21 protein-coding genes are annotated in these 18,034 nt (G+C 62.2%); 6 read left to right on the top strand and 15 right to left on the bottom strand.

From position 1 onward, the window contains the following. Window positions 1–22 precede the first annotated feature (22 nt). Window positions 23–574, bottom strand: a complete 552-nt coding sequence (locus AU074_RS29840; protein ID WP_076017768.1) for a cytochrome b — start codon at window positions 572–574, stop codon at window positions 23–25. A gap of 280 nt (window positions 575–854) precedes the next feature. Here AU074_RS29840 and AU074_RS29835 point away from each other — a divergent pair, with 280 nt between their 5' ends. Then, window positions 855–2,261: an adenosylmethionine--8-amino-7-oxononanoate transaminase gene (locus tag AU074_RS29835; protein WP_076017767.1), complete on the top strand. Its 1,407-nt coding sequence runs from the start codon at window positions 855–857 to the stop codon at window positions 2,259–2,261. A gap of 163 nt (window positions 2,262–2,424) precedes the next feature. Next, window positions 2,425–3,144, top strand: coding sequence for a 16S rRNA (uracil(1498)-N(3))-methyltransferase (locus AU074_RS29825; protein ID WP_076017765.1), 720 nt, complete (start codon window positions 2,425–2,427; stop codon window positions 3,142–3,144). A gap of 74 nt (window positions 3,145–3,218) precedes the next feature. Here the strand turns inward: AU074_RS29825 and AU074_RS29820 are convergent, their stop codons facing one another. From AU074_RS29820 to AU074_RS29810, 3 genes are read right to left on the bottom strand one after another with little or no spacing between them, the layout of a single operon-like run. Next, complete coding sequence (locus AU074_RS29820) at window positions 3,219–4,154, bottom strand: transporter substrate-binding domain-containing protein (protein ID WP_256576986.1); 936 nt, start codon at window positions 4,152–4,154, stop codon at window positions 3,219–3,221. A gap of 24 nt (window positions 4,155–4,178) precedes the next feature. Then, a complete protein-coding gene (locus AU074_RS29815; RefSeq protein WP_076017764.1) occupies window positions 4,179–4,532 on the bottom strand; it encodes a RidA family protein in 354 nt (117 codons plus the stop codon). Window positions 4,533–4,542: 10 nt separating this feature from the next. Next, a complete protein-coding gene (locus AU074_RS29810; RefSeq protein ID WP_076017763.1) occupies window positions 4,543–5,784 on the bottom strand; it encodes a D-amino acid dehydrogenase in 1,242 nt (413 codons plus the stop codon). A gap of 108 nt (window positions 5,785–5,892) precedes the next feature. Between AU074_RS29810 and AU074_RS29805 the strand changes: the two genes are divergently transcribed. Next, a complete protein-coding gene (locus AU074_RS29805) occupies window positions 5,893–6,795 on the top strand; it encodes a LysR family transcriptional regulator (protein WP_076017762.1) in 903 nt (300 codons plus the stop codon). On the opposite strand, the gene AU074_RS29800 is transcribed toward AU074_RS29805, so the two are convergent. Beyond that, window positions 6,790–7,407 carry a hemolysin III family protein gene (locus tag AU074_RS29800; RefSeq protein WP_076017761.1) on the bottom strand — a complete coding sequence of 206 codons (618 nt, stop codon included), beginning with the start codon at window positions 7,405–7,407 and terminating at the stop codon, window positions 6,790–6,792. The two genes, AU074_RS29805 and AU074_RS29800, sit on opposite strands and share 6 nt — an antisense overlap. Window positions 7,408–7,653: 246 nt before the next feature. On the opposite strand from AU074_RS29800, the gene AU074_RS29795 reads away from it, so the two are divergent. From AU074_RS29795 to AU074_RS29785, 3 genes are read left to right on the top strand one after another with little or no spacing between them, the layout of a single operon-like run. Beyond that, window positions 7,654–8,220, top strand: a complete 567-nt coding sequence (locus AU074_RS29795) for a chromate transporter (protein ID WP_076017760.1) — start codon at window positions 7,654–7,656, stop codon at window positions 8,218–8,220. After that, the gene (locus tag AU074_RS29790; RefSeq protein ID WP_076017759.1) at window positions 8,220–8,762 is read left to right on the top strand and encodes a chromate transporter; all 543 of its coding nucleotides are present in this window, start codon (window positions 8,220–8,222) and stop codon (window positions 8,760–8,762) included. The genes AU074_RS29795 and AU074_RS29790 overlap by 1 nt, the downstream gene beginning before the upstream one ends. A 37-nt stretch (window positions 8,763–8,799) precedes the next feature. After that, window positions 8,800–9,714: a LysR substrate-binding domain-containing protein gene (locus AU074_RS29785; protein WP_076017758.1), complete on the top strand. Its 915-nt coding sequence runs from the start codon at window positions 8,800–8,802 to the stop codon at window positions 9,712–9,714. Window positions 9,715–9,870: 156 nt separating this feature from the next. Here AU074_RS29785 and madM read toward each other — a convergent pair whose 3' ends face one another. From madM to AU074_RS29730, 10 genes are all read right to left on the bottom strand, one after another. After that, a complete protein-coding gene (gene madM, locus AU074_RS29775; protein WP_076017756.1) occupies window positions 9,871–10,635 on the bottom strand; it encodes a malonate transporter subunit MadM in 765 nt (254 codons plus the stop codon). Between the two features lies 1 nt (window position 10,636). Then, a complete protein-coding gene (gene madL / locus AU074_RS29770) occupies window positions 10,637–11,050 on the bottom strand; it encodes a malonate transporter subunit MadL (protein ID WP_076017755.1) in 414 nt (137 codons plus the stop codon). Between the two features lie 246 nt (window positions 11,051–11,296). Further along, window positions 11,297–12,202, bottom strand: coding sequence for a malonate decarboxylase subunit epsilon (gene mdcH / locus AU074_RS29765; protein ID WP_076017754.1), 906 nt, complete (start codon window positions 12,200–12,202; stop codon window positions 11,297–11,299). After that, the gene (locus AU074_RS29760) at window positions 12,199–12,795 is read right to left on the bottom strand and encodes a malonate decarboxylase holo-ACP synthase (RefSeq protein ID WP_076017753.1); all 597 of its coding nucleotides are present in this window, start codon (window positions 12,793–12,795) and stop codon (window positions 12,199–12,201) included. The genes mdcH and AU074_RS29760 overlap by 4 nt, the downstream gene beginning before the upstream one ends. After that, the gene (gene mdcE / locus AU074_RS29755; RefSeq protein ID WP_076017752.1) at window positions 12,789–13,565 is read right to left on the bottom strand and encodes a biotin-independent malonate decarboxylase subunit gamma; all 777 of its coding nucleotides are present in this window, start codon (window positions 13,563–13,565) and stop codon (window positions 12,789–12,791) included. The genes AU074_RS29760 and mdcE overlap by 7 nt, the downstream gene beginning before the upstream one ends. Next, entirely contained in the window at window positions 13,562–14,404 is an 843-nt protein-coding gene (locus AU074_RS29750; protein WP_076017751.1) for a biotin-independent malonate decarboxylase subunit beta, read from the bottom strand. Before AU074_RS29750 ends, mdcE begins: the two co-directional genes overlap by 4 nt. Then, a complete protein-coding gene (locus AU074_RS29745; RefSeq protein WP_003216806.1) occupies window positions 14,397–14,696 on the bottom strand; it encodes a malonate decarboxylase subunit delta in 300 nt (99 codons plus the stop codon). The genes AU074_RS29750 and AU074_RS29745 overlap by 8 nt, the downstream gene beginning before the upstream one ends. Then, the gene (locus AU074_RS29740; RefSeq protein WP_076017750.1) at window positions 14,696–15,544 is read right to left on the bottom strand and encodes a triphosphoribosyl-dephospho-CoA synthase; all 849 of its coding nucleotides are present in this window, start codon (window positions 15,542–15,544) and stop codon (window positions 14,696–14,698) included. The genes AU074_RS29745 and AU074_RS29740 overlap by 1 nt, the downstream gene beginning before the upstream one ends. Then, on the bottom strand, window positions 15,545–17,215 hold the full coding sequence (gene mdcA / locus AU074_RS29735; RefSeq protein ID WP_076017749.1) for a malonate decarboxylase subunit alpha: 1,671 nt from the start codon (window positions 17,213–17,215) through the stop codon (window positions 15,545–15,547). Between the two features lie 315 nt (window positions 17,216–17,530). Further along, window positions 17,531–17,854, bottom strand: a complete 324-nt coding sequence (locus tag AU074_RS29730; RefSeq protein ID WP_008434138.1) for a DUF6124 family protein — start codon at window positions 17,852–17,854, stop codon at window positions 17,531–17,533. Window positions 17,855–18,034: the final 180 nt, after the last annotated feature.

Below are 18,034 nucleotides of genomic sequence, written 5' to 3'. Positions count from 1 at the left end.
CCTTGTGAGTCGAGGTTGAACATCAGGCTTTGCGCCCCAGCATACGAACCAGGGTCACATCACGATCAATGAAATGGTGTTTCAACGCAGCCACACCATGGAGGCCGGAGAACACCACCAATACCCAGGCCAGGTACAAATGCACCACGCCTGCGGTGTCTGCCTGGTCCGGTAGCCCGGAAACCAGTGCAGGAATCTCAAACAGGCCAAATACCGGGATCCCGACACCGTCTGCGGTGGAAATCAGGTAACCGGCAATCATCACGGCAAACAGCCCGAGATACAGGAATGCGTGGCCAAACGCAGCCCCCAGACGCGTCATGCGGCTATAGCTGGCAAGCGGGGGCGGCGGCGGGCTGAGCAAACGCCAGACAATGCGCACCAGCATGATGGCGAACAGCGTGATGCCGATGCTTTTGTGCAGGTCCGGGGCGTCTTTACGCCAGGTGCTGTAGTAGTCGAGACCCACCATCCACAGGCCCAACGCGAACAGACCGAACACCACAAGGGCCACGCCCCAGTGCAAAACAATGCTGACCCAGCCGTAGCGGGCCGATGAGTTACGTAGCTGCATGTTCCAAATCCCGTAAGAACTGTGCCAAGACTATCGACTTACCTATCGATTTAAAGCGGAAAATTTCGCTTTGAAATATCGAGAAATACGATCAAGAGCGTATGCAGAGTAAGTTAACAAGAGATTAAGGACTATCCAGAAGAAACGTGACGGACTGTCCTGCGTTTACCACCAATTTACGCTTCCACCTCGCAATGGGTTGTGACACAGGTCCGCATTGCATAGGCTTGCGCGATTGTTTCGCCCGCGCACGTCGCGAGCCGCTTCGAGGAGAATGAAGATGGGTTTGAATAACCAGTGGATGCAACGCGACCTTGCGGTGCTATGGCATCCCTGCACCCAGATGAAAGACCACCAGCAACTGCCGTTGATCCCGATCAAGCGTGGCGAAGGCGTCTGGCTGGAAGACTTCGAAGGCAAACGCTACCTCGACGCCGTCAGTTCCTGGTGGGTCAACGTGTTTGGCCACGCCAACCCGCGCATCAACCAGCGCATCAAGGACCAGGTGGATCAGCTGGAACACGTGATCCTCGCCGGTTTCAGCCACCAGCCGGTGATCGAGCTGTCCGAGCGCCTTGTGAAGATGACGCCCGAAGGCCTGACCCGCTGCTTCTACGCCGACAACGGCTCGTCGTGCATCGAAGTCGCGCTGAAGATGAGCTTTCACTATTGGCTCAACCGCGGCCTGCCGAACAAGAAGCGCTTTGTCACCCTGACCAATAGCTATCACGGCGAAACCATCGCCGCGATGTCGGTGGGTGATGTGCCGCTGTTCACCGAAACCTACAAGGCCTTGCTGCTCGACACCATCAAGGTGCCGAGCCCGGACTGCTACCTTCGCCCAGAGGGCATGAGCTGGGAAGAACATTCCCGGAACATGTTCCTGGCCATGGAGCAGACCCTCGCCGACAACCACGACACCGTGGCCGCCGTGATCGTCGAACCGTTGATTCAGGGCGCCGGCGGCATGCGCATGTACCACCCGGTGTACCTCAAGCTGCTGCGGGAAGCCTGCGACCGCTATGGCGTGCACCTGATCCACGACGAAATCGCCGTGGGCTTTGGCCGCACCGGCACGATGTTCGCCTGTGAACAGGCCGGCATCCGCCCGGACTTCCTGTGCCTGTCCAAGGCCCTGACCGGCGGCTACCTGCCGTTGGCGGCGGTGGTCACCACCGACGATGTGTACGACGCCTTCTACGACGACTACCCGACCCTGCGTGCCTTCCTGCATTCCCACAGCTACACCGGCAACCCGCTGGCCTGTGCGGCGGCCCTGGCGACCCTGGATATCTTCGAAGAAGACAACGTCATCGAAAACAACAAGGCCCTGGCCCAGCGCATGGCCACCGCCACCGCGCACCTGGTGGACCACCCTCACGTCTCGGAAGTACGCCAGACCGGCATGGTGCTGGCCATCGAGATGGTGCAGGACAAGGCCACCAAGACCGCCTACCCGTGGCAGGAACGCCGTGGCCTCAAGGTGTTCGAGCATGCGCTGGAGCGTGGCGCGTTGCTGCGGCCATTGGGCAGCGTGGTGTATTTCCTGCCGCCCTATGTGATCACCCCGGAGCAGATCGACTTCCTGGCCGAAGTGGCCAGCGAAGGGATTGATATCGCCACCAACAGCAAGGTCAGCGTGGCGGTGCCCAAGGATTTCCACCCGGGGTTTCGTGATCCGGGCTGATTGAGTTCACTTGATTAATCGGGTGCCGCTGCTGCCTGACCTGTAGGAGCGAGCTTGCTCGCGAAAATCGTCAACGATAATGCGGGTATCCTGGTTAAACGCGGCGCCCTTACGTTCTTCGCGAGCAAGCTCGCTCCTACATGAACCTCCCCAGAGAACAGAAATGAGACTGTCCCGCTTTTTTGTCGACGCCCCACTGAGCCTTGGCGACCACGAGTTGCCGGAAGCCCAGGCGCATTACATCAGCCGCGTGTTGCGCATGAGCGAAGGCGACGCCGTGCAACTGTTCGACGGCTCCGGCCAGGAGTTTCGCGCCAGCTTGCTGGAAGTCGGCAAAAAACGCGTGGTGGTGCAGGTCACCGAGACTTTCGCCGGGCAGATCGAATCACCGTTGCAGATTCACCTCGGCCAGGGCCTGTCCCGTGGCGAGCGGATGGACTGGGCGATCCAGAAAGCCACCGAGCTGGGGGTAAATGAGATCACCCCGATCTTCAGCGACCGCTGCGAAGTGCGCCTCAAGGACGAACGCGCCGACAAACGCCTGCAGCACTGGCGCCAGGTGGCGATCAGCGCGTGCGAGCAGTGCGGTCGTTCGCGGGTGCCGGTGATTCACCCACCGCTGTTGCTGGCGGATTGGCTGAAGCAGGCCGAAGCGGATTTGAAGCTGGTGCTGCACCCGGTGGCCGAGCCGCTGGTGAGCCACGCCAAGCCTGGAAGCCTGGCCTTCCTGATCGGGCCGGAAGGTGGTTTGACTGATGGGGAAGTCGAAACGGCCCAAGGTGCAGGTTTTCATTCTGCACGCCTGGGCCCTAGGGTGCTGCGCACCGAAACTGCGCCAGTCGTGGCGCTGGCGGTGGCCCAACAACTCTGGGGCGACTTCTAAACCCGCTTTGCAAACCCGATCAAATGTGGGAGCTGGCTTGCCTGCTCCCACATTTTGATCGGGTTTCCACTCCACTACTCCACCGGATCACTCACCGGCTTGGCAATAATCGCCTTCAACTCACTGGTCATCGGAAATTCCAGGTTCAGGCCCTTGGGCGGAATCGGCTGTTCAAACCAGCGCTGGTAAATCCCGTTGATCTCCCCCGAGCTGTAAAGGCCGGCCAGGGTTTCGTTGACCACCGCGAGAAACTGCGGGTCGTCCTTGCGCACCATGCAGCTGTAGATTTCCCGCGACTGCTCCTCCCCCACTACTACCCACTTGTGCGGATCCTTGGCCTTGGCCCGCTCGCCGTAGAGCAACGCGTCATCCATGTAGAACGCCGCTGCCCGGCCCGATTGCAGCATCTGGAACGCCTCGCCATGGTCCTTGGCGCTGATCACCGACATGTTTAGTTTGTGATCGACGTTGTAGCTCTTGAGGAAGCGTTCATTGGTGGTGCCGGCGGTGGTCACTACGTTCTTGTCCCGCAGGTCGGCGAAGCGTTTGATGCCGCTGTCGTTGGCGGTCAGCAACTGGCCCTTCACATAGATAAACCCGTAAGAAAACGCCACCTGTTTCTGCCGCTCGGCGGTCACGCCGGTGGAGCCGCACTCAAGATCCACGGTGCCGTTTTGCACCAGGGCAATGCGGGTCTGGGAGGTCACCAGGTTGTACTTCACGTTGAGTTTTGGCACACCGGTTTTCTGCTGGATGCGCTCGACGATCTTGTTCGCCAGCTCCACCGAATAGCCCATGGGCTTGCCGCTGTGATCACCCACATAGGAAAACGGCACCGAGGCGTCGCGGTAGCCGAGGGTGATGCTCTTGGCGTTGGCGATCTTGCTCAGTGTGCCTTCCAGAGGGGCTTCGGTTGCCTGGGTCTGGGCGCTCAATATCAGTGCCAGGAAGAGTATGGGGCTGCTGCGCAGCCCAACGGGGGATAAACCCCCTCGCCACAGTTTTTGCATTGTTATTCTCCGTTTTTGTTTTAGTTATGGACGGCGGGCAGCGATGACGCTGATCTCCACCAATACATCGGGCCGTGCCAACTGCGCCTGCAACGTGGTACGCGTCGGTGCCTGACCCGGCGACAACCAGGCGGACCAGGCTTCATTCATCGGCGCAAAACCGTCCTGAATATTGTTAAGGTAGATGGTCGCGTTCAGCAGATGATCCTTGTCGCTGCCGGCCTCGGCCAGCAGCGCATCGATCTTGACCAACACTTCTTCGGTCTGGGTCTTCACATCGCGGCCTTCCCCCGGCACCTGGCCGGACAAAAACACCAAGTCCTGAAACACCACGGCGCCAGACAGGCGACTGTTGCTGTTGATTCGGGTGATGGTCATCTAAACATCCTCAAGCGGCACGGGGCGCGAAGCCCTGCATATCAATGGAAGTGCTGTGCCGGCCAATCAACTCGGCCAGCACCTGGCCGCTGCCGCAAGCCAGGGTAAACCCGAGGGCGCCATGCCCGAGGTTAAGCCACAGGTTGCTATAAGCGCTGGCACCAATCAGCGGCACACCCGTAGGCGTGGCCGGGCGCATGCCGGCCCATTCGACCGCATGCTGGTAATCCCCGGCCAGCGGGAACGTCTCAAGCGCCTGACGTTTAATCAGCGCCAGGCGTTTGGGTTCAAGGCGTGTGTCGAAGCCGACGATATCCACCATCGCCGCCACCCGCAGTTGCTCACCGATGCGCGCGTAGACGATCTTGCGATCGTAGTCGGTGATGCTGATATTCGGCGCCCGGTGCTGCGCGCCAATCGGCACGCTCAGGCTGTAGCCCTTGAGGGGATAGAGCGGCAGCGACACGCCGGGCAAGGCCAGCTCGGGGCTGCGATGTCCGGCGGCCAGCACCAATTGCTGCACGGGCAGCAGCTCACGGCCCATTTCGATCGCCTGCACGGCGCCTGCGCTGTGACGAATCCCCGTCACCTTGCGCCCCAGCAGGAACGTGCAGCGCCCCGACGCCTCAAGACGTGCCGCCAGTTGCTGGCAGAACGCGTGACAGTCGCCAACTTCTTCATTGGGCGTATAGATGCCGCCAGCAAAACCGGCGCCGTCCAAGGTCGGCTCCAGCCGTGCGCAGTCCGCCGCCGAGAGCACTTGCTGCTGCAACGGGTCCGTCACTTTATTCAGCGCGCGCTCATAGCTGTCGAGGCTGCGGAAGGTCACCAGCTTGCCATTGCGCCGCCAGTGGAAATCCCCCAACTGGTCCTCTTCACGCCAGCGTTGCAGGGTGTCCTGGCTCAGGGACGCCAGGCGCAGCAGATGGGCCGCATTGCGCTGGTTCACCGAGCTACGGCAAGCCCCCAGGAACGACGCCATCCAGCGCCACTGCGCCGGGTCCATACGCGGGCGCAGCTTCAGCGGCGAGTTACCCCGCAGCATCCAGCCAATGGCTTGCAGCGGCACGCCTTTGTCGGCCAGCGGTGCGACATAGCGGTAGGACAGCTGCCCGCCGTTGGCGAAACTGGTCTCGCTGCCCAAGGTTTCCCGGGCTTCGACCACGGTCACTTGCATCCCGGCACGCACCAGCGCGTAGGCACTCGCCAGGCCGATAACCCCACCACCGATGATGCAAACCTGCTGAGCCATGTGCGTCCCTTAACCGTGCGATGTCAGGCTCGAAGGTTAGAGGCAGGTGACATCCGCGGGACAATGAATAAAGATGGGTCACCCATAAACAAAGGTTATGGACTGCCCATGCGCTTGCGTCATATCGAAATCTTCCAGGCCATCCGCCAGACCGGCTCCATCAGCGCCGCTGCCCAACTGCTGCATGTCTCGCAGCCGGCGGTGAGCAAGGTGCTGCAGCATGCCGAGTTGCAGTTGGGGTTCCCGCTGTTCCTGCGCATACGCGGCAAGTTGCAGCCGACGCCGGAAGCGTTGGCGCTGGAGCGGGAGGTCGACAAGGTGACCGAGAGCCTGCAAGGCGTGCGGCGCCTGGCGCAGAACCTGCGACGCGAGCCGGGCCAGAGCTTGCGTATCGGCGCCACGCCAGCGTTGGCCCTGTCGTTGTTGCCACCGGCCATTCGCGAATGGACCCAACGCTACCCGGACATCGCCTGCGAGCTGTCCAGCGCCCACAGCCGCGAGCTGGTGCAAAACCTGTTGATGCGTGAAGTCGACGTAGCGCTGACGCTGCAGCCACCCGATCACCCGGGGCTGAGCGCCCAGGCGTTGGCCCACGGCGTATTGGTAGCGCTGGCGCCAAAGGATTACTGGAAGGAAAACGAATGGGGCAAACCGCTGCCGCTGATGGCGCTGGCGGGCGCGCCGTTGATTGGCCTGTCCAGCGCCGACCCCTTGTCGGCGAAGCTGGACAGCTACCTGGAAGCGGTCGATCCGCCACCGCGGGTCAGCATTGCGGTGCAGACCTATTCCCTGGCCAGGGCCATGGTCGAGTCCGGCGCCGGGCTGGCGGTGATCGATCCGTTCACCGCCCTCGGCGCATCACCGGCAACCACCTGCATTCGCCCATTGGCGCCGCCGCTGCCGATCACCTTGTACGCCCTGACCCGCGCCGACGAACCGCCGCCGCATATGCTCGCGAGCCTGCTGGAGATATTCAGCAGCCGGGCCCAGGAGCAGTTGGACCGGCTATAACACGTACCCCATGATCGCCACGAAATGCAGCAGGCTGCCGCCGATCACGAACAAATGCCAGATCCCGTGGGAGTGCCGCAAGCGGTCCTCCAGGGCAAAGAAAATAATGCCCACGGTGTACAGCACCCCGCCCGACGCCAGCCAGGCAAACCCCGTGGGGCCCAGCGCGGCAATCAGCGGCTTGACCGCCACCAGCACGATCCAGCCCATCACGGCGTAGATCACGATCGACAGGAGCCGCGCCTCGGAGCGTGGCTTGATCTCCTGCAGGATGCCGATCACCGCCAGCCCCCACACAATTCCGAACAGCGTCCAGCCCCACGGTCCGCGCAGCGTCACCAGGCAAAACGGCGTGTAGCTGCCGGCGATCAGCAGGTAGATCGAAAAGTGATCCACCTTCTGCATGATCTCTTTTTTACGCCCGCGCACGCTGTGGTACACGGTCGACGCGCTGTACAGCACCAGCAACGTGAAACCATAAATGGCCACGCTGACAATCTTCCAGGGGCTGCCGTCCATACCGGCCACCACCAACATCCATACCGCGCCAACAAAAGCCGCAACCGCCCCGAGCAAGTGGCTCCAGGCGTTGAATCGTTCCCCGTGATACATGTGTCACTCACCTCGAATAACGGTTATCACCCAGACCATTCTGACGTCACCTGCTCAATATCAGGTAACAACCTTTCTTCATTTGCCCAAATACACGAGCCGATAGATGATTCGCTTCATCCTGTGGGAGCGGGCTTGCTCGCGAAAAACCTGAGGGTGCCGCGTTCATCCAGGATGCCCGCGTCATCGTTAACGACCTTCGCGAGCAAGCCCGCTCCCACACAAAGCCCCTCAACGGTAACGCCCATGCCCGACCTCGAACCTGCCCGGCCCTGCCCCAGTCTGTGGCAGTTGTTTTACAACTTCGCCATGGTCGGCCTGTTTGGCTTCGGCGGCGTGATGCCTTGGGCGCGGCAGATGATGGTCGACCGCAGGCAGTGGGTCAGCGAACAAGGTTTCAACGAGCTGCTGACCACCGGCCAATTCTTCCCCGGGCCGAATATCGCCAACGTCGGCATCATCTACGGCCGGCGCCTTCACGGCTTGCCGGGTGCGGTTGTGACCGTGGTTGGCTTGTATCTGTTCCCCTCGCTGATCACCGTGCTGGCCGGCTTCGCCTATGCCAAATGGTGGAGCCATGACGTGGTGCAGCAGGTCTTCGGCGCGGTCATGCCGATCGCCACCGGCCTGATGCTCGGCACCACACTGCGCCTGCTCAAGGCCATGCCGCGGACCCTGGCGAATTACAGCGCATTCATCTTGACCTTCGTGTTGATGGCAGTACTGGTGTTGCCGTTGTGGATGGTCTTGCTGATCTGCATCCCAAGCTCCTTGGCCTTGAGTTTCATCGGTTCGCAAAAGGTGGCCGGCTGATGCAGAGCGTGCTGTTTCACCTGATGATCCAATGCGCACTGTGGTCGCTGATGGCGATTGGCGGCAACACCGTAGCCCTGAGTGATATCCACCGGTACACCGTCACCGACATGAACTGGATCACCGACGCGCAGTTCGTCGCCTTCTTCGCCCTGTCCCAGGCCCTGCCTGGCCCCAACGGCATGTTCCTGGTGTTTATCGGCCAGCAAGCCGCCGGGTTACCGGGCGCGCTGGTGGCGCTGACCGCCAAGCTGCTGCCCTGCTCGGTGCTCACCTACTTCGGCGCCGGCTGGCTGGAGAAACACACCGAGACGCCGTGGGTGCAGCGGGTCAAGCGCAGCCTGTTGCCGATCTCCATCGGGCTGATCCTGGCCGCCAGCTACATCCTGATGAACAGCCTGGAAAACAATGCCACCAGCCTGGTGCTGACCCTGGCCAGCGCCGCCGTGGTGTATTACACAAGGCTCAACGCGATCTGGCTGATCATCCTCGGCGTGCTGCTGGGCCTGTGCAGTGCATGGCTGGGAGCGGGCTGGTTTTAGGGGCACAATCGACGGCATTCGAACAAGGGTCACTGTCATGCTGATCGACGAAGAATTCACCCTCAAGAAGCTGGAAATCTTTCTGGCGTTCATGCGCACCGGCAACCTGGCGCGGGCGGCGGCTGAACTGCAAACCAGCAACGTGAGCGTGCACCGGGCGATCCACTCCCTGGAAAACGCCCTGCGCTGCCCGCTGTTCAAGCACGAAGGGCGCAACCTCACGCCGCTGGAAAGCGCCTATGTGCTGGAAGAGCGCGCGCAGAAGCTGGTGCAGGACGTGGTGGACAGTGTGCGGCTGACCCGCGAAGCCGCCGGGTTTTCCGCCGAGCGTTTCAAGCTGGGCTCGCTGTATTCGCTGACGGTGAAGACCGTGCCACAGTTGATCATGGGGCTGAAGATTCGCCGCAGCGAGCTGAACATCGACCTGATCCTCGGCTCCAATTTCGACTTGCTCTACAAGCTGAAGAACATGGAAGTCGACGCGATCCTGATCTCCCTCGACGAGCAGGCCAACGATCCCGACTGCGAGCAAATCGCACTGTTCTCCGACGACATCTTCCTCGCCACCCCGGCCGATTCACCCTTCGACCGCGAACAGGAAATCGACCTGGCGGACGTGCGCGACGCCACCTTCATCACCCTCACCCAAGGCTTCGCCACCCATCAGGATGGCAACCGCGTATTCAAGCAGGCAGGGTTCGAGCCGAAGGTGGCGATGCAGGTCAACGACATCTTCACCCTGCTGAGCATGGTCAGCTCGGGCGTGGGTTATGCACTGCTGCCGGGGCGGATTGCGGCGGTGTATGAGAACCGGGTCAAGCTGATTCCCCTGCAACCGCGCTACCGTTTGCAGCAGCACATTGGCGTGGTGTTTCTGAAAGCCAAGGAGCGCGACCCGAATTTGCTCGCGCTGTTGGCAGAGTGCCGGATGTATGCGAATCGCCAAACCTGACAATGATCCCCTGTGGCGAGGGAGCTTGCTCCCGCTCGGCTGCGCAGCAGTCGTAAAATCAGCGCCCGCGTTGTTTCTGGAAGGATGCAATGGGACCGCTTCGCGCTCCAGCGGGAGCAAGCTCCCTCGCCACAAAAGCGGTCGACAAATCTCGGGTTAGCCGACGATTCCTCGCACGATGAAGTAGAGCAACGAAGGCCCCAGCAAGCACCCAAGCCCGGTGTGAAAGGTGGCGGTCAACGCGCCATACGGCACCAGCCGCCGGTCCGTCGCCGCCAGGCCCGCCGTCACACCACTCACCGTGCCGGCCAGGCCACCAAACACCATGGCCGAGCGCGGGTTATCCAGGCCCATCCAGCGTGCCGCCATGGGCGTACCCACCATCACCAGGATCGCCTTGATCAACCCGGTTGCAATGGACAGCGCCACCACATCCGAGCTTGCGCCCAACGCCGCTCCGGTCACCGGCCCGACGATGTAAGTCACCGCGCCCGCACCGATGGTGGTCATGCTGATCGCATCGCGATAACCAAACGCCCAGGCGATACTCGCGCCCACAATAAACGGCAATACCGTACCCAGCAGCAAGGCAATCGCACCAATCCACCCGGCCTTTCGCGCCTCGGTAGCCTGCACTTCAAACGCCGTGGCCACGATGGCAAAGTCCCGCAGCATGGCGCCGCCCATCAACCCGATCCCGGAAAACAGCGCCACATCCGCTAGGCCTTTCTGCCCACCGGTCAACGTACCGCCCACCCACGCCAGCACCAGCCCGATCACAATCGCGATGGCTGAGCCGTGGATGCGTCCGAAGGTCAGGCGCTTGGACAGCACCACCGAAATCCACATCACCACGCCGACAAATGCGAAGGCGGTGATCAAGCCGTTATTTGCCAGGCCTTTCTCGATGAGTTCCCACATATCAGCGACCTCCCGCGACAGGTGCAACCGCGATCAGCGGCTCTTCATCGGGCAGCGGTTCGCCTTTGTGAGTACGGCTGATCAAGGCAATCGCACAACCGCACACCACCACCGAACCAATCGCCGCCAGCACCGCCACCGGGCCGCCGTGCAGCGCGGTCACCACGTTTTGCTGGGCCGCCATCGCCACTACCACCGGGATGTACATGGCGCCCCAGAAGCCGACACCCATCTCGCATTCCTTGGTCATGCCACCGTGCTTGTGCATCCACAGCCGCGCGCAGATTAGCAGGATCATTGCGATGCCCACCCCGCCCACGTTGGATTTCACGCCCAGCAGCACGCCGAGCATGTCTCCCAGAATCACGCCTGCCAACATGCAGATCGCCAGCAACGCCACACCGTAAATAATCATGATGGTTGTCCTCAAAGTGCTTCATCGAAATTGTTGTTTTTGTGCTTCGAAAGCCTTGGGCGGCAATGCCGATCCGATAAAGATGAATACCGTACCTGTGGCGAGGGAGCTTGCTCCCGTTAGGCTGCGTAGCGGCCCTGAAATCCTCGGAGCGCTGCGCACTCCAACGGGAGCAAGCTCCCTCGCCACAGGTCATTGGTGACCCGCTCTATCTATTAACCGACCAGCATCAGCCTTGGTGGAGCTCTATCGGTGATGGTTTCCCTCCTCTCGCAGCAAGGCCTGCAAGGTGTCCAGACGGGCGCCTTCGAAGGCGATGACGGTGCCTTGCTCGAACACCCGGCGCGCGAGGCCCGTGAGCACGGCGCCGGGCGGCAGTTCGAGATGCAGGCGCACGCCACGCTCAAAGGCGCTTTGCACAGTGCCGCGCCAGTCGACGATGCGGCACATGTTGAAGGCGAGGTCGTCGCGCATGTGTTCGGTGTTGTGAATTGGCCGGGCGCGGGTGCTGCTCAGGTAAGTGATGCTCGGCGGTTTGAGTGTCACTTCAGCGAAGGCTTGAGCCAGTGTTTCGGCGGACTTTTCCAGCAGCACGCAATGGGACGGCACGCTGACAGCCAGGCGTTTGGCGACGCCGTTGCCGCGGACCAGGTTGGCCACTGCTTTCATTGCTTCGTCGCTGCCCGCGATAACCGTCTGGTTGTCGGCATTGATATTGGCCAGGTACACCGGGGTCTGGGGGCTGTTGACCTGGGCGAGTAAGGCTTCGACAGTCGACAGGTCCGGGCCGATAAGCGCAGTCATGCCGTAGCCGTGGGGATACGCTTGTTGCATCAGTTCGCCGCGCAGGCTGACGAGTTTCAGCGCATCGGCAAACTCCAGGGAGCCGGCAATAACGGCCGCCGGATAGGCGCCGATGGATAGGCCGGCTACGTAATCGGGGCTGTGTTCCAGCAAGCGCGCACTGGCCACGCCGGCAATCAACAGGCATAGCTGCACGGCGCGGGTGGAGGCCAGTGCTTCGGCAGAGTCGAGTTTCAGCACGTCTTCATTCAAGGCAGCACTGGCTTCGTCCAGCACCGCGCGCGGCAGCTGCTGGAGCATGCCGGGACGCTGGGCGCCCTGCCCCGGAAAGGCCAGGAGGCTGCTCATGCAACCGCCTGCCACGGGTCGATCACCAACTGCGCGCCACCGGCATTTTTCAGCAGCACGCGACGTGAACCACCGGCCCATTCGCGCAAGGCGACGGCACCAAACGGCGTTTGCAGTTGCAGGTCTACAGCGCACACCGCTGTATCAAGTATCGCCAGCAAGTCCTCGGCATCGCCGCGATCAAGCCGCTCGGGCGTGCGCAGAATCAAATCCAGATCGCTCTTGGCATGCAGCGCTTCGATGCCGCTGGCCAACTCGAAACCCGCACTGCCGGTGACGCCCCAACGCTCTCCCGCCAGTACCGGTCGCAACTGAGCGAGTGCCTGCAACGCCGGTAAATCCCGTGGAGAGATCACACCGCGCAAGTCTTCCGGCACCACGCATCGCCGCACGGCCGCGATCGGCATCACGGCGGCAAAACGTTGCTCGCGCAAGCGGCCACGCACACCCACCGGCACATAGCCCAGCGGCGCGATGGCACGCCGCACCACCACCGGATGCCCAGCGACCAATGCATCCAGCACCCAGGCCGGCGCATCAGCGGGGGCATGCACCGGGGTCATGCCCCAGAGCAAGTCGTGGGCGTTCACCATTGCTCCCGCAGCAGTTGGCGCACATGGCTGGAGGCCGCACGATTGGTGGCGCCCAGGCGACCGCTCAGGTCACAGCCGCTCGCTCGCACGTCCTTAATCGCATGCAGCAGGCAATCGCTGACCCGCGCAATATCTTCGGCAGTGGGTTGCTCAATTTGGCTGACCGACAAGGTCTCCCAGAGCAAGCCAAGGCTCGCATAGCTGTCGATGTCATAGGCCATCGGCGGCACGCTGGCGGCCAGGGCTTCCAGCTCTTCGACACTGCGCAGGGTGACCCGCGCCGCCGAGGCTTTGCCCATGGCATGCACCATCACGCCAGGATCGCGCAGGGCAATCAGGCGGTTGGCCTGGTAACCATGGGCGAGGAAGGCGCCGGACATCGCCTTGCCCACCAGCAGCGCGATCACCGGGTGACCGGCCAACCGGGCGCGAGCGTAGCTGTCGGCAGCGGCGGCCAGGGCTTGATGGATGCCCAGGGCCTCTTCGCGACGACCATAAGCCTGGCTCGGCACATCGACGATGGCAATCAGCGGACGCTTGTCGCCGGTGTCGATCGCTTCATCAACCGCCTTGGCCAAGCCCCAGCCTTCCAGCAAACCGACCTCACCGTTGCGAGCGCGGGGAAAGCGGTTTTGTGCATCGGTGACCACCGCGATAAAGCGCACCGGCTGATCACCGAGCACACCGTCGGCGACTTTCAGCGAGTTCGGCAAACCGCTTACCGGCGTTGCATCGCCGCTCAATGCGTTGAACCACTGCAAGCCTCTCATGAGCGTTCTCCCTGATACAGATCGCGAACCGTCGCCGGGTCGATTTGCGGTTCGGCGTTCAGTGCAGCCAGGCGTTCCAGATAGTGTTCGACCTGGCGGCTACGCTGTTTTTCCGGCAAGCCTTGTTGCAGCAGTTCGGTGATTTGCTGCTGAATCTGCGCCACGTCGTCGGCCACATACCGGTCGGCCAAGCCGCTGTTAAAGCGTTGCTCACCGCCCGTCAGGCTCCAGATGAAGGGCCGGTCGCGGGAGTCGTATTCCTCAAGCCCGGCTTCCTGCTCGATCACCTGCGGGCCGTTGAGGCCAAGGCGCGCCTCGCGGGTCACCAGCAGATAACTGCACAGGCCTGCCGCGATAGACATACCGCCAAAGCAACCGACGCTGCCCGCCACCACGCCGATTACCGGCTGGTACTGGCGCAGGTCGACAATCGCCGCGTGGATATCGGCAATCGCGGCCAGGCCCAGGTTGGCTTCCTGCAAGCGCACGCCGCCGGTTTCCAGCAGCAGGACGGCGCGAGTCGGGATGCCGTTGCGGTTGTCTTCAGCGGCCAGTTCCAGTGCGCCGGCCATCTTCGCGCCACCGACTTCACCGAGGCTGCCGCCCTGGAAATTGCCTTCAATAGCGGCGATGACCACCGGCAAGCCGGCGATGCTGCCCTTGGCAATCACCACGCCGTCATCTGCCTGAGGCACCACGCCCTGGCGACTCAGCCATGGCGACATGACGCGCTGGAACGGATCGATCAGTTCGCGATAGCTGCCCGCATCGAGCAAGGCCTTGGCCCGCTGCCGGGCGCCGAGTTCGACGAAGCTGTGTTTGTTGAGCAAGTCAGTCATGACCGATCTCCTCGAAGCCCTGTTCCAGGCGCAAACGCACCACGCCGGGTGTGGCGCCAAAGTCGTGGATATCGATGTTCAGTGCGGGGGGCGTCTGCTCCTGGAAGATCCGTTCAAACAGGTGCTGCCAACGTAGCTGGGCACCATTGACCGAAGTCTGTACCTGGATCGTCAGGGTGCCGGCGGTGCCCGGTTCCAGCAGCACTTCCAGGTCGCCCGAGCCGACGCAACCCACCAGCGCGCGGCCTTTGGCAGGCTGACCGGCGGGGAATTCAAAGGATAAGGTTTCCATCACAGCGCTCCGTCGAGGCGGTCGATAAACAGGCAGGCGGCCAACAGGTCGGCGGCGCCACCGGGGGAGGCATTCAGCGCCAGCAGTTGCTGGTCCAGCTCGTGCAGTTGGCGGCGGCCGGCGAGGCTCGCACTGCCGCCGGCGTCCAGCACCGCTTGGGCGCCTTGTTGCATGGCCTGCAAGCCTTCAGGGCCGGCGCGGTAGAGCACGCAGGTGTCGGCCAGGTCCGTCATGATCGCCAGCAAGGCATCGAGGCGAGCGTTCTGTTCGCCGTGTTGTTGCAGGCGGCTTTTTTTCAGCTGTGGCAGGCCGCGTTGCAGTACGGATGGGAAGCCCAGTTGCGCTTCTTCACGGGCACCGCGAGCGCCGTAGCGTTGTGCGACCTGAGCACCGTGGCTCAGCGGTTGAGGTGCATAGCGGTCGTTGAGCAAGGCCAGGCGGGCAGCGCGCAACGTCACTGCGTTGGCCGTGCAGGATTCGGGCTGCAGTGCGGCGGCGACGACTAATAGGCCGAGCGCCCAGATCGCGCCGCGATGGGTATTCACGCCGCTGGTAGTGACAAGCATCGCCTGTTCGCCTTCGCGACCGATGCGCCCGAGGGCTTCGCGCAAGGGCAAACCCACTTCGCCAAATTCGATAGCGGCCTCGGCCATTTCCTTGAACGCCGGCCACAACGACAGCGCCGAGGCGTGCATCAAGCCGAGGTGCAAATCGGTATGGGCGCCGTTGCCGCGACGGTCCACCAAGGCCGGTTTCGGCGACAGGTCGGCTTCATCAATCAAGGCGTCGACGGCCATGTCGGCCAGGCGTTCGGCCAGTGTCAGGTCGTGCAGTTTGAGTGCGTGCATTTACCAGCTCCTGAACTTGGCGGGCGGGTTGTACAAGCCACCGGACCACTCCACCAGATCGGCCACGCTCTTGGCGGCCAGCAACTCGCGGGTGGCATCGGTGCGGCGGATGCCGAGGTCTTCGGGCAGCGCGATCAGGCCTTCGCGGCGCATGCGCGCGGTGTCCTTGGGGTTGTGGCGCATGCCGATGGCGGTCACGCCGGCCACGGCAGCGATCATCGCCTGGCGCTCTTCCAGGGAGCGGGCCTTGTACAGGTAGGCGATGCCTTCTTCGGTGAGCAGGTGAGTGACGTCGTCGCCGTAGATCATGATCGGCGCCAGGGGCATGCCGCTTTTGCGCGCCACTTCCACCGCATCGAGGGTTTCGACGAAGGTCGGTTTGCCGCCTTCCTGGAAGGTCTCGACCATTTGCACCACGAGTTTTTTGCCACGTTCGAGCAAGGCTTCCGGGGCGTCGTCATGGCGCATGTCGAGCCAGGCGGGTGTGCCGTGGCGGCGACCGCGTGGGTCATGGCCCATGTTCGGCGCACCACCAAAACCAGCAAGGCGGCCACGGGTGACGGTGGAGGAGTGGCCGTCCCCATCGACCTGCAAGGTGGCGCCGATAAACAGATCCACCGCGTATTGGCCGGCCAGTTGGCAGAACATCCGGTTGGAACGCAGCGAGCCGTCGCGGCCGGTGAAGAACACATCCGGCCGGGCGGCGATGTAGTTCTCCATACCCAGTTCGGTGCCGAAGCAATGCACGCTTTCCACCCAGCCGCTTTCGATAGCCGGGATCAAAGTCGGGTGAGGGTTGAGAGTCCAGTTGCGGCAGATCTTGCCCTTCAGGCCCAGGGATTCACCGTAGGTTGGCAGGATCAATTCGATGGCCGCGGTGTTGAAACCGATACCGTGGTTCAGGGACTGAACGTTGTGTTTCTCGTAAATGCCACGGATCGCCATCATCGCCATCAACACATGCACGGGCTTGATGTGCCGTGGGTCGCGGGTGAACAGCGGTTCGATGTAGAAAGGCTTGTCGGCGACCACCACGAAATCGACCCAGCTTGCCGGAATATCAACGCGCGGCAGGTCGGTGACGTCATCCACCAGTTGGTTGACCTGGACGATGACGATGCCATCGCTGAAGGCGGCCGGCTCGATCAGCGCGGGTGTGTCTTCGGTGCTGGGGCCGGTGTAGATATTGCCGGCGCGGTCGGCCATGAAACCGGCGGAGAGCACGACGTTGGGAATCAGGTCCACCACCAGCCGCGCGTAGAGTTCGATGTAGGTGTGGATCGCGCCGATCTCCAGCAGGCCGTCTTCCAGCAACTGGCTGATGCGCAGGGATTGGGTGCCGGCGAAGGAGAAATCCAGCTTGCGGGCGATGCCCTTTTCAAACAGGTCCAGGTGCTCGGAGCGGCCGACACTGGGCATGATCATGTGCAGGTCGTGGAGCTTGGCGGGGTCGGTCTTTGCCAGGGAGCGGGAGAGAAAATCGGCCTGCTTCTGGTTGTTGCCTTCCAGCACCACACGGTCGCCAGGGAGGATCAGGGCTTCCAGGGCTTCGACGATGCGTTCGCTGGGGAGCACGGCGCCATCGGCGAAGGATCGCACCAGTGCGAGCCGGCGCTGCTTCTCATCGCGCCGCCGCGTCCAGCGCGAGTCGGGGGAAGTTGTTGTTGTCATGGTCGCTCCACGGGATTTGCTGTCGTGGGCTGTACCTTAGGAGGGTATTGGGAGGGCATCAATCAAGCTGCGCGGTGGATCGTTACGACTGGAGTAATGGTTCGCCAGCAAACGCTGAGGCTCGAGCTAAGCGCCGTTCAAATGTGGGAGCGGGCTTGCTCGCGAATACGGTGGGTCAGTTGATAAATCGGGTACTGACGCACCGTATTCGCGAGCAAGCCCGCTCCCGCATTTGCTCACCGCTGTTCGTGAGAACGCGTGCAGAAGTCCCAAAATGGGAACGATCAGTCCCTTTTTGGGACTGATCTCACTTCGTCACATAGCCGCTGGGCTCACCTGCTCCAGAGCCTGATCAACCAGCAACTGCCCCAGCTCACTCATCTGCTGAATGGCCAGCACCACGCCGCGCTGGGAGCCTTCCAATTCGAAGGCCAGGTTGGAAGTCAGGGCGTTGAGTGAGGCAAAGGTTTCAGAAGCGTTGGCCAGCAGGGCTTCGGTGGATTGAGAGGGAGTGACGGTAAAGAGTGAAGATGAAGCGGAAGTCGGAAAGTAATGATCCATTGCACGCTCGGCGGCGGCCTGGAGTTTGCGGTGTTCGATTTCGGTGTTGTGCGGCGGATTGGGGGTAGGTTTGAACATGATGTGCAGCTCCGATATGTATTAGGGAAGCTGACACCGTCCGCTTGCACGCGAATTATGGTGGCAGCTGTGCGCAGGTGTGCAAGACCGGGCATATCGGACCCCGGCAGACCCCAAGGGATCTCCCACGCACGGCCGCCATAAGAAATACAGCAGGCATAAAAAACGCCCGTTGAATGG

This window comes from Pseudomonas sp. ATCC PTA-122608, assembly GCF_001952855.1.
GTDB lineage: Bacteria > Pseudomonadota > Gammaproteobacteria > Pseudomonadales > Pseudomonadaceae > Aquipseudomonas.
Note: the sequence above shows the minus strand (reverse complement) of the source record. Positions and strands in the feature narration are given on the sequence as shown.